At 68.5% G+C, this 11899-nt stretch carries 10 protein-coding genes; 1 reads left to right on the top strand and 9 read right to left on the bottom strand.

Going from position 1 to position 11899, the window contains the following annotated elements:
* Positions 1–6: 6 nt before the first annotated feature.
* Positions 7–900 carry an HhH-GPD family protein gene (locus WDU93_RS08745; RefSeq protein WP_337319623.1) on the top strand — a complete coding sequence of 298 codons (894 nt, stop codon included), beginning with the start codon at positions 7–9 and terminating at the stop codon, positions 898–900.
* A gap of 17 nt (positions 901–917) precedes the next feature.
* On the opposite strand, the gene WDU93_RS08740 is transcribed toward WDU93_RS08745, so the two are convergent.
* The 9 genes from WDU93_RS08740 to WDU93_RS08700 form a co-directional block, all read right to left on the bottom strand.
* Positions 918–1178 (bottom strand): hypothetical protein, encoded by a 261-nt coding sequence (locus WDU93_RS08740; RefSeq protein ID WP_337319621.1) that lies wholly within the window; start codon positions 1176–1178, stop codon positions 918–920.
* A 79-nt stretch (positions 1179–1257) separates the two neighbouring features.
* Positions 1258–1683: a 30S ribosome-binding factor RbfA gene (gene rbfA, locus WDU93_RS08735; RefSeq protein WP_337319619.1), complete on the bottom strand. Its 426-nt coding sequence runs from the start codon at positions 1681–1683 to the stop codon at positions 1258–1260.
* Positions 1684–1753: 70 nt separating this feature from the next.
* Positions 1754–4534, bottom strand: a complete 2781-nt coding sequence (gene infB, locus WDU93_RS08730) for a translation initiation factor IF-2 (RefSeq protein WP_337319617.1) — start codon at positions 4532–4534, stop codon at positions 1754–1756.
* Positions 4535–4593: 59 nt separating this feature from the next.
* A complete protein-coding gene (locus WDU93_RS08725) occupies positions 4594–4884 on the bottom strand; it encodes a YlxR family protein (protein WP_337319615.1) in 291 nt (96 codons plus the stop codon).
* A gap of 39 nt (positions 4885–4923) precedes the next feature.
* A complete protein-coding gene (gene nusA / locus WDU93_RS08720) occupies positions 4924–5907 on the bottom strand; it encodes a transcription termination factor NusA (protein ID WP_337319613.1) in 984 nt (327 codons plus the stop codon).
* A gap of 106 nt (positions 5908–6013) precedes the next feature.
* Complete coding sequence (locus tag WDU93_RS08715; RefSeq protein WP_337319611.1) at positions 6014–8068, bottom strand: PhoX family protein; 2055 nt, start codon at positions 8066–8068, stop codon at positions 6014–6016.
* A gap of 82 nt (positions 8069–8150) precedes the next feature.
* Positions 8151–9182, bottom strand: a complete 1032-nt coding sequence (locus tag WDU93_RS08710) for an LOG family protein (protein ID WP_337319609.1) — start codon at positions 9180–9182, stop codon at positions 8151–8153.
* Between the two features lie 73 nt (positions 9183–9255).
* On the bottom strand, positions 9256–11016 hold the full coding sequence (locus WDU93_RS08705; RefSeq protein WP_337319607.1) for a proline--tRNA ligase: 1761 nt from the start codon (positions 11014–11016) through the stop codon (positions 9256–9258).
* A 57-nt stretch (positions 11017–11073) separates the two neighbouring features.
* Positions 11074–11844, bottom strand: a complete 771-nt coding sequence (locus tag WDU93_RS08700) for an isocitrate lyase/PEP mutase family protein (protein ID WP_337319605.1) — start codon at positions 11842–11844, stop codon at positions 11074–11076.
* Positions 11845–11899 lie beyond the last annotated feature (55 nt).

Below are 11899 nucleotides of genomic sequence, written 5' to 3'. Positions count from 1 at the left end.
GTGACGATGCCGTCTGCCCCCGCCACCGATCTCACCACCACTCTGACAAGGTGGTACGACGCCCACGCGCGCGACCTCCCCTGGCGGCGCCCAGAGTTCCATGAACAGTACGGCGCCTGGGGCACGCTTGTCAGCGAGTTCATGCTGCAGCAGACGCCGGTGGCGCGCGTGATACCGCATCTGGACGCCTGGCTGACACGCTGGCCCTCCGCGCCGAGCGCCGCCATCGCGAGCCCGGCCGACGTGGTGAACCAATGGGCGAATCTCGGCTACCCCCGTCGCGCTCTCTGGTTGCACCGGGCCGCGATCGAGGTCACCGAACGCCACGGTGGAACAGTGCCGCGCGATGTGGACGCACTGCTGGCGCTCTCCGGCATCGGCGACTACACGGCAAGGGCCGTCGCCGTGTTCCACTACGGTGACCGGCATCCGGTCGTCGACACGAACACGCGGCGCGTCATCGCCCGCGCCGTCGACGGACGCTCGCAGCCGGGCCCGCCCGCCAAGCGCGACCTCGACCGGATGACCGCGCTGCTGCCGGACGATGAGCACCGGGCCGCGGTCTTCAATGCCGCCATGATGGAGCTCGGAGCGACCGTCTGCACCGCTCGCGCCCCGCGGTGCGAAGCCTGTCCGATCGCCGACCGCTGCGCCTGGCTTGCTGCCGGCCGGCCCGACACGGGTGACGACCGCCGCAGGCAGGCGAAGTATGAGGGGTCCGATCGTCAGGTGCGCGGGATCGTCCTGCGAGCACTGCGCGAGGCCCCAGAGCATCGGATGCTCGCCGATGCGGTCGCCGCCGACTGGGTCGATCGAGGCCAGCGCGACCGCGCGATCGACTCGCTCATGAGCGACGGTCTCATCGAGGCCGACGGTGAGGCACTGCTGCTGCCTCGCTGACCAGCCCGACGACGCGCTCAGCCCTGCGGCGGCTGCGCCCAGCGCGGGTCATCCGCGCGCGGGGTGACGGGGCGCGTGAACAAGCCCCAGATGAGCAGCACGAGTCCGATCGCACCCGCCGCTCCCCCCACCGATCCGAGGATCTGTCCCACGCGCCCCGGGTCGGTCGAGGCGGGCGCGAGAACGAAGATGAGGATGAACGCCCCCGCGCCCACCACCAGGCCCAACACCCCCAGCAAGATCCGTCGCAGTCGCTTGTTGTCCGGTCGTACAGCCATGCGCACGACCCTATCAGCGCGACGAAACCCCCGATGATCTGGTCATCGAGGGTTTCGCGAGAGACGGAGCAGAGCGCGCTCAGTCGGTCTCGTCGTCGTGTCGGTACGGGTCCGCGTCGCCGGCGTGGCTCGCGGATGAGGCGAGCTTCGCGACCTCGGCGTCTCGCTCACGGGCCTCACGCAGCAGGTCGGCGATGTGGCCGGCCGTCTCCGGGAGGGCATCCGGGATGAACTCGAGGGTGGGCACCAGACGCACGTTGAGCTGGCTGCCGACCTCCTTGCGAAGCAGCCCCGTCGCCGATGCCAGAGCGGCGGCGCTGGCCGTGCGCTCCTCATCAGTGCCGAGCACCGTGTAGAACACGGATGCGTGCTGCAGGTCGCCCGAGACGCGCACGTCAGTGATGGTCACGAATCCGAGCCGCGGATCACGCAGGCCCTTCTCGAGTCGTTCGGCGAGAATCACGCGGATGCGGTCCGCGAGACGTGCCTGTCGTTCTCCAGCCATCTTCTTCTCCTATCGAGATCGCGACGGGCGAGGATGCCTCTCGCATCCCCGCCCGCCATGTCGATCGTGATCAGCCGCGCGGCTTCTCGACGAGCTCGGTGGTCTCGATCTCGTCGCCGACCTGGATGTCGTTGTACTTGCCGAGGCCAATACCAGCCTCGAAGTCCGTACGAACCTCGGTGACATCATCCTTGAAGCGACGCAGCGACTCGATGGCCAGGCCATCGGCGATGACGACGCCGTCGCGGATGACGCGCGCCTTGGCGTTGCGCGTGATCGTACCGGAGCGGACGATGACACCGGCGATGTTGCCGAACTTCGAGGAGCGGAACACCTCGCGGATCTCGGCGACACCCGACTGGACCTCTTCGAACTCCGGCTTGAGCATGCCCTTGAGGGAGTTCTCGATCTCGTCGATCGCGTTGTAGATGACCGAGTAGAAGCGCACGTCCACGCCTTCGCGCGACGCGGCCTCACGCGCCTTGGTGTCAGGACGGACGTTGAAGCCGACGATGATCGCGTCATCGATGGTCGCCAGGTTCACGTCGCTCTCGGTGATCGCACCCACACCGCGGTGGATGATGCGCAGCTGCACCGAGTCGTCGACCTCGATCTTGAGCAGCGACTCCTCGAGCGCCTCGACGGCACCGGAGACGTCACCCTTGATGATGAGGTTGAGCGTCTCGACCTTGCCCTCTTCGAGTGCACGGGTGAAGTCCTCAAGCGAGATGCGCTTGCGGGCCTTGGCCAGCTGGGCGTTGCGCTCGACGGCCTCACGCTTCTCGGCGATCTGGCGAGCCATGCGATCCTCGTCGGTGACGATGAACACGTCACCGGCGCGGGGCACCGAGTTCAGACCCTGCACCTGCACGGGGCGCGACGGGGCGGCAGCCTCGACGGCGTCACCGTTCTCGTCGAGCATCGCGCGGACGCGGCCGTAGGCGGTGCCGGCGACGATCGAGTCACCGACGCGCAGCGTTCCGGACTGGATCAGCACAGTGGCAACCGAACCGCGGCCCTTGTCGAGCTTGGCCTCGATCGCGACACCACGGGCTGCCTTGTTCGGGTTGGCCGTGAGGTCAAGACCGGCGTCGGCCGTGAGCAGCACGGCGTCCAGCAGATCCTGGATGCCGGTGCCGGCACGCGCGGAGACGTCGACGAACATGACGTCGCCGCCGTACTCCTCGGCGACCAGGCCGTACTCGGTGAGCTGCTGGCGCACCTTGGCCGGGTTGGCCTCGGGCTTGTCGACCTTGTTCACCGCGACCACGATCGGCACGTTCGCCGCCTGGGCGTGGTTGAGTGCCTCCACCGTCTGCGGCATGATGCCGTCGTCGGCGGCGACCACGAGGATCGCGAGGTCGGTCACCTGCGCACCACGGGCACGCATGGCGGTGAACGCCTCGTGACCGGGGGTGTCGATGAAGGTGATCGCGCGCTCGATGCCCTCGTGCTCGGTCCAGACCTGGTACGCACCGATGTGCTGGGTGATGCCACCGGCTTCACCCTCGATGACGTTGGTCTGACGGATCGCGTCGAGAAGGCGCGTCTTACCGTGGTCGACGTGACCCATGACGGTGACGACCGGCGGACGGATCTCGAGGTCGTCCTCGCTCTCGTTCTCGAGCTCTTCCTCGAGGTTCAGACCGAAGCCCTCGAGGAGCTCCTTGTCCTCGTCCTCAGGCGAAACCATCTGGATCTTGTAACCGAGCTCCTCGCCCAGCACCTCGAAGGTCGCCTCGTCCAGCGACTCGGTGGCCGTGGCCATCTCGCCGAGGTTGAAGAGGATCGTCACCAGGGTGCCCGGCTGCACGGTGTAGCCGGTCAGCGTCTCGATCTTGTCGGCGAAGTCCGCGATGGACGCGCCGCGACGCATGCGGATGATCTCCCCGTTGCCGCGGGTGACGTTGACGCCACCGACGACCGGGGCATCCCGCATTTCGAACTCTTGACGCTTCGCCCGACGCGACTTGCGCTGCTTGCTCTTGCCGCCGCCCTTACCGAAGGCACCAGCGGTACCACCACCGGGGCCACGGCCACGGCCACCGCCGCCACCAGGACGACCGGCGAAGCCGCCACCGGGACGCTGGAAGCCAGCACCGCCGGCACCGGGACCGCCAGCACCGGGACGGCCGGGGCCGCCGGTGCGCTGCTGGAACGGTGCACCGGGACGGCCGCCCTGACCGCCGCGTGCGCCACCGGGGGCACCGGGGCGTCCGGGGCGCGGAGCGCCGATGCGGGGCGAACCGGGACGCGGAGCCTGCGGACGCGGGATGTTGCCCGGCGTCGGGCGCTGGCCCATGCCCTGCGCGCTCGCGAAGGGGTTGTTGCCAGGACGCGGGCCGGCGGGACGCTGCCCCATGCCCTGCGCACTGGAGAAGGGGTTGTTGCCCGGGCGGGGTGCGCCCGGCTTGGGCGCGGCGTTACCACCGGGCTTGGGCGCGGCGGATCCACCGGGCTTGGGGCCGGCCGGCTTCGCGGGGCCGGGGGCCGGAGCGGCGGGCTTCTCCGCAGCGGGGGCGGGTGCCTCTGCTGCCGGGGTCGCCGGCGCGGCCGGTGCCGGAGCAGGAGCCGCGGGCTTGGCGGGTCCGGGCTTCGGTCCGGGGGTGGGCGCGCCGGACTTCGGCGCAGCCTGGGTCTTGGGTGCGGCGGGCTTTGCCTCGGCCTTGGCGGCCGGCTTGCCTGCCGGGTCGGCCTCGATCGCCGCACGCAGCTTGCGTGCCACCGGCGGTTCGATGGTCGAGGACGGGCTCTTCACGAACTCGCCGAGCTCCTTGAGCTTCGCGAGCGCGAACTTGCTGTCGACGCCGAGTTCAGCGGCGATCTCATGCACACGTGGTTTGGCAGCCACAATTCTCCTGTCTGGGTCGGTCCGCCCAGGCAGGGCAGACCACTAGTCGCGGACGGGTCTCATTTCGAGCCGTTCACTTTGTTTCCATAGCCGTTCAGCCGTTTCTCGATGGTCTGCATGTTCTCCGCCGCGGAGAGATCCAGGGCGGTGGACACACGGAGTGCTCGTGCGAATGCCTTGCGCCGGAGGGCGTTCTGCAGGCATTCGGGCGTCGGATGCAACCATGCGCCTCTTCCCGGCAACACGGCTTTCTCGTCGAAGACGAGTTCACCGTTGTTGACGACCACTCTGATCAGAGCGGAGCGAGAGGCACGAGCGCGGCAACCGACACACGTGCGTACAGGATCCATCTTACACCTCGCGGCTGCGACTCGATCGCACCGAGCCGGTCACTCCATGACGCTGTCGGGCTGGATATCGATCTTCGCGCCGGTCAGTTTGGCGGCCAGACGTGCATTCTGGCCCTCCTTGCCGATGGCGAGCGAGAGCTGGTAGTCGGGCACGAGGGCACGCACAGCCTTGGTGCCGGCGTCGAGCACGAATGCCGAAGTCACCTTCGCGGGCGAGAGGGCGTTGGCGACGAAGGTGGCGAGGTCGGCGTTGTAGTCGACGATGTCGACCTTCTCGCCGGCGAGCTCCTCAGTGACGGCGCGCACGCGGCGGCCCATCTCACCGATGCAGGCGCCCTTGGCGTTGACCGAGGGGTCGTTGGCCTTGACCGCGATCTTGGTGCGATGGCCGGCCTCGCGTGCCAGCGAGACGATCTCGACGAGGCCGCCGGCGATCTCGGGCACTTCGAGGGCGAAGAGCTTGCGCACGAGGCCGGGGTGCGTGCGCGAGACAGTGATGGCAGGGCCCTTCGCGCCCTTGGCGACACTGGTCACGTAGACGCGCAGGCGGGATCCGTGCGTGTATTCCTCACCCGGAACCTGCTCCTCGGGCGGGAGGATGGCCTCGACGCTGCCGAGGTCGACGTGGATCATGCGGGGGTTGGGTCCCTGCTGGATGACACCGGCGACGATGTCGCCCTCCTTGCCGCGGAACTCTCCCAGCACGGCGTCGTCGGCGATGTCACGCAGTCGCTGGCTGATGACCTGCTTCGCAGCGAAGGCCGCGATGCGGCCGAAGTCCTCGGGGGTGGTCTCCTCTTCGCCGATGATCGCGCCGTCATCGTCGCGCACCGGCTGCAGCACGGCGACGTGGCCGTTCTTCCGGTCGAGTTCGACGCGGACGCCCTCGGGGATGGCGCCGTCTTCCGAGACGTGCTTGCCGTAGGCGGTGAGGATGGCCTGTTCGATGATCGAGACGAGTTCATCGAAGGGAATCGCCTTCTCCTTCTCGATTCCGCGCAGCAGTCCGAGTTCGATGTCCATGAAGGCCTCCCTATTCAGCTCTCCCCACGGCAGATCGCACCGCGAGCATCCGTACAGGATACCGGATGCCCGCGGAGACGGGTGTCGTCGGGGCGCTGCCGCGGGTTCAGCCGCGGTAGACCTGCACGACTGACGGGCGCGGCGCGGTGGCCACATCACCGGGCGCCGTGGAGCCGTAGTCGGGGAACAGCGAGCGCGGGGCGGCGAACGTGCCGTCCTCACCGGGATGCTGCACGGCGACGAACACCAGACCTTCGGTGTCATGGATCACCGGCCCGCAGGTCTCAGCATCGCGCGGCACGGACAGGAACTGCTGCACGTGGCCGCGCTCGTCGCCGGTGAGCGGAACCTTGAACAGTCCGTCGCCGTATCCGATCGTGCTGGGTGCCCCGTCGGTGGAGATCCAGAGGTCACCGGCCGAGTCGAACGCGACGTTGTCGGGGCACGAGATCGGCGAGACGAGCTCCTTCGGGAATCCGGCGAAGTACGCGTTCTCGAACGTCGCGGGGTCGCCGCACAGCAGCAGCACGCTCCAGCCGAAGGTGGTGCCGCTGTGTCCGGCGGTCTCGGTGAGCTCGAGCACGTGGCCGTAACGGTTGCCGGTGACCGGGTTGGCCTCGTCGACGACGGTTCGACGAGAGTTGTTCGTCAGCGCGACGTAGATCTTGCCCGTGACAGGGTTCGGCTCGACATCCTCGGGGCGGTCCATCTTGGTGGCGCCGACGGCGTCCGCGGCCAGGCGGGTGTAAACGAGCACCTCCTCGGTGGTGAATCCGGCGACCGCGCTCTTGCCGCCACGCGTGAGCGGAATCCACTCTCCGGTGCCGTCGAAGGCGCCGTCCGAGGGCAGAGCGCCCGTGCCGGTGATCTCGGATGCCGGCGAGTCGCCGCTGAACTTCGCGACGAACAGGTCACCCTCGCTCAGCAGCGTGAGGTTCTTCTTGCGCGATCCGGACATCCGGTTCTTCGAGACGAACTTGTAGAGGTAGTCACCTCGCTCGTCGTCGCCCATGTAGGCCACGACACGTCCGTCCGACGCAACGTGGATGTTCGCGCCCTCGTGCTTGAAACGCCCCATGGCCGTGTGCTTGCGGGGTGTCGACGAGGCGTTCTGCGGGTCGATCTCGACGATGTACCCGAACCGGTTGGGTTCGTTGACGTAGTCGGGATTGTGGGCGTCGAAGCGGGGGTCGTACTTCTCCCACCCGGTCGAGGTGGAGGTGGTGCTGGACGCGCTGTAGCGCTTCTGCTGCGGCGTGTCGGCAGCCCAGGCGAAGTAGCCGTTGAAGTTCTCCTCGCCGGAGAGGATCGTGCCCCACGGCGTCGTACCGCCGGCACAGTTGCCGAGCGTGCCGTGCACCCAGCGGCCTTCGGGGTCGGCCGAGGTCTTGAGCAGGTCGGAGCCAGCCGCAGGTCCGGTGAGCTCGAATCGCGTCTCGACCGTGATGCGCCGGTTGCGCCCGCCGTCGACCACGTAGCTCCACGGCTCCCCCACCTTGCGGCGGCGGATGTCGACGACCGACATCCCCTGCGCAGCCTTGTAGACATCGCCGCGGCGACGCAGCTCTGAGGCATCCTGCGTGGGCGGGAACATGAGCTGAGGGTTGACGTACTCATGATTGTTGACGAGTACGCCGGTCTTGCCGCTGGGGTCGGCGACGATGTCGAGGTAGTCGCAGTTGTAGCCGAACTGCTCGGCCTGCGCCTCCGGCGTCTGGCCCGCGAGGTCGAAGGCCGGCGTGCGCGAGAACAGCGGATCGCCCCAGCGGATGATCGGCTTCCAGGCGTATCCGTCGGGAACCGTCATCGCGTCCACCTCGGCGGGAACGGGGGCGATCGGGCGGAAGGCCAGGCCGGCACGACCCGGCCGGCCCGAAGGGATGCCAGCGCCACCGATACCTGCCGCGCCCGGGGCAGAGACAGGTGCGCCGCGTCCGACGCCCACGGCGACCGCGACGGCGGCCGCCGCGCCCAGGCCGAACAGGGCCCGGCGCGAGAAGACGGCCGAGGCGATGGAGCGGAAGTCCTCGTTCGCCGAGGTGTTGCATTCCGCCCCCAGGCACGCGTTCGCGCATTCGAGCTCACAGGTGACCGCGGAGCGCTTGCCACGCACATGGTCTGCCATCGGAAGCGGGCGTCGGGTGTTTACGGCCGGGGTCATCTGGTCCTCCTCGTCGGATGCTGCACGCAACGCTTCCCGCACCGGGTGGCCAGTGCGTGAACGACGGGAGAACGCCGGAGGTTCAGCGGGCGGACGGCAGGTGATTGACCGCCTGGATGAGCTTGTACAGATCACCGACCGCGTGCTGACGCAGGTGCAGCGCGATGCGCGGGGCGTCGACATCGTCACCATCCGAGCGTTCCTCGGGCAGGGCGTCGATGCGCTCGATGCGTCCCTCGGCACACATGTCGCCGAACTGCCGATTGAGCTCACGCATATCGGCATCCGTCGGCTCGTGTCGCAGTCTGAGCACCAGCAGGTCGCCGACCCACCGCAGCGACCGGTAGTTGTGCCAGAAGCCGGTGATCTCGGCGACAGCCGCGTCGACCGAGTCGGTCACCAGCACGCGATCGAAGTCGTCGGGCGAGACGACACCGGTGGGAACGAGGTACTCCTCGACGAAGCGTCGCAGCCCGCCCCAGAATCCGGAGCCGGTGTCGAGCAGCACGATCGGCACCGGCTCGGCCTTGCCTGTCTGCTGCAGGGTGAGCAGCTCGAACATCTCATCCAGCGTGCCGAAACCACCCGGCATGCAGATGAAACCGTGCGACTCCTTCATCAGCATGAGCTTGCGCGTGAAGAAGTACTTCATCGAGACGACCTGATCCTCGTCGGCGACGATGGCATTGGCCTTCTCCTCGAAGGGCAAGCGGATCGAGACGCCGAGAGACATGCGCGGCCCCGCCCCCTCGGCCGCCGCCTGCATGATGCCGGGGCCGGCCCCTGTGACCACCATCCATCCGTCGGCCGCCAGCGCGTGCGCGACGTCACGGGCCTGCAGGTAGACGGGGTCGTCGCGGTGCGTGCGGGCGGATCCGAAGATCGTGACCTTGGGTACGTCATGGAACGGACGGAACAGCCGAAAGGCATCGTGCATCTCGCTGAGGGCGGCCGAGGCGATCTTCAGGTCGAGACGGTCGGCGCGTTCTTCGCCGAGCTCCAAGGCCGAACGCACCATCCTGGCGATCAGGGCACGGTTGCGGGTGATGCCCGACTCGCTCAGCAGCTGTTGGATGCGGTCGGTGGTGGCGTCGGACTCGTGCGCGTCTTCCATGCCTTCAGACTGTCACAGACCCTCCCAGCCACGGCAGAGCCGGGCGGGAGGGTCTGTGACCAGATGATGAACGTCAGCGCTGGGCGATGAGCTGGGCGATCGCGTCGCCCGCGGCGAGCGTCTCGCGCTCCCCCGTCGCACGGTTCCACAGTTCGACCTGGCCCTCGGCCGAGCCTCGGCCCGCCACGAGCACGCGCGGCACGCCCACCAGTTCGGCGTCGCCGAACTTCACACCGGGCGAGACCTTGGGGCGGTCGTCATAGAGCACGTCGAAGCCGGCGGCCTCGAGCTCGGCCGAGAGCTGCTCGGCGAGGTCGAAGGCAGCCTGGTCGCGGCCTGCGGCCACCACGTGCACGTCGAAGGGTGCGACCGGGGCCGGCCAGATGAGACCGCGATCGTCGTTGTTCAGTTCGGCGATGATCGCGAGGATGCGGGTGACGCCGATGCCGTACGAGCCCATGGTGACTGTGACGAGCTTGCCATTCTCGTCGAGCACCTTCAGCCCCAGAGCCTCGGCGTACTTGCGTCCGAGCTGGAAGACGTGGCCGATCTCCATGCCACGGGCGAGTTCGACAGGGCCGGACCCATCGGGGGCCGGGTCGCCTTCCCGCACGCTCGCGATCTCGACGAAGCCGTCGGCGACGAAGTCGCGCCCCGCCACGACCGAGTGAGCGTGCTTTTCGTCGATGTTCGCGCCGGTGATCCAGGACGAGCCCTCACCGACGCGCGGGTCGACGAGGTAGCGGATGCCGGTCGCGGACTCCTCACCGAGCACGGCGCCGGTGGGCGACCACGGACCGATGTAGCCCCGCACGAGCAACGGATTCTTCTCGAAGTCGTCGGCGGTGGCCGTCTCGACCTCGGCTGGTGCGAACGCGACCTCCGCGCGCTTCTCGTCGACCTCGCGATCACCGGGGATGCCGACGATGACGAGCTCACGGGTGCCGTCGAGGTGCTTCAGCGCGAGCACGACGTTCTTCAGCGTGTCGGCGGCCGTGTATTCACCATCCAGCACGGCATTGGCGTGCGCCACGAGCGTGTCGATGGTGGGTGTATCCGGCGAGTCGAAGATGACCGGCGCGGCATCCGCGTCGAAAGGTACCGCGTCGGCGACGGCGGTCGTGAAGGCCTCGACGTTCGCGGCGTATCCGCCCGCGCTGCGCACGAAGGTGTCCTCACCGACCGGGGTCGGGTGCAGGAACTCCTCGCTGCGCGAGCCGCCCATCGCGCCGGCATCCGCCTGCACGATCGCGTACTCGAGGCCGAGCCGCTGGAAGATCCGCTCGTAGGCGTCACGCTGCGCCTGGTAGCTGGCCTCGAGACCGGCATCCGTGGCGTCGAAGGAGTAGGCGTCCTTCATCGTGAACTCGCGTCCGCGCAGCAGGCCGGCCCGCGGGCGCGCCTCGTCGCGGTACTTGTCCTGGATCTGGTAGATCGTCAGCGGCAGGTCCTTGTAGGAGGAGTAGAGGTCCTTGACGAGTGCGGTGAACGCCTCCTCGTGCGTGGGAGCGAGGAGGTAGTCGCCGCCCTTGCGGTCCTGCAGACGGAACAGCAGGTCGCCGTACTCGTCCCAGCGACCGGTCGCCTCGTATGCCTCCCGCGGCATGAGCGCCGGGAAGTGCACTTCCTGCGCACCGGCGGCCGCCATCTCCTCGCGGATGACGTTCTCGATCTTGGCCTTCACGCGCAGCCCAAGAGGCAGCCAGGCGAAGATGCCGGCCGCGAGTGGGCGGATGTATCCGGCGCGGATCAGCAGTTTGTGGCTCGCGACCTCGGCGCCTGCCGGGTCGTCGCGGAGCGTGCGGAGGAAGAAGTTGGAGAGACGAGTGACCACGGGGTCAGTCTACTGACCACCACCGCGGTCACCCGTCCACTCTCTCGCGGGCGCGCGTCAGTTGAGCGCGCGGGTGCCCTCAGGGATGACGCCGCCGGCGTAGAGGTCGGAGGCGAGATCCTGCAGGCGGGTCAATGTCACCCGCTGCGGCACCGGGCCGTAAGAGATGCGCGCGACACCGAGCTCCTGATATTCGGTCGAGGTGAGCGCGCCGGGCAGGCCGATCACGCTGACCTTGCCGCGCCCGATGCCGTCGACGAGGGTGCGGGTGGCGTCGGCATCGAGGATGCCGGGGACGAACACGCAGGTGGCGCCAGCGTCGAGATAGGCACGGCCGCGTTCGATCGCGTCGGCGAGCTTGTCGGCGAGCGGCTTGTCTCCCCCGCGCACGATGGCGTCCGTGCGGGCGTTGAGGGCGAAGTCGACGCCTTCGGCCTGACCTGCGCGCACGATGGCCTCGACCTGAGCGACCGAGTCGGCGAGGGGCTTCAGGCGGTCTTCGATGTTCGCGCCGACCACGCCGACGCCGATCGCCAGACGCGTCGTCTCGCCGGCGTCGCCGTAGCCGTCGTCGAGGTCGGCCGAGACCGGCAGGTCGACGGCGGCGGCGATACGCCCGACCATGTCGAGCATGATCTCGCGCGGGATCTGTCCGTCGGGGTATCCGAAGGTCGCGGCGATCGAATGCCCGGCAGTCGCGATGGCGGTGGTCTCGGGCAGAGCCGCGACGGCGGTGGCCGAGACGACGTCCCAGATGTTGACGACCCGGAGGATCTCCGGCGCCTCGTAGAGTCCGACCAGGGTGCGTGCCTTTTCTGCGTTCGTCATGGTTCCACGCTAACCCGGCTCACCGACACTGTCGTGGCTCGCGCCTAGGGTGGGG

Origin of the sequence: Microbacterium istanbulense, from assembly GCF_037204145.1 — a bacterium.
Lineage (GTDB): Bacteria > Actinomycetota > Actinomycetes > Actinomycetales > Microbacteriaceae > Microbacterium > Microbacterium istanbulense.
Note: the sequence above shows the minus strand (reverse complement) of the source record. Positions and strands in the feature narration are given on the sequence as shown.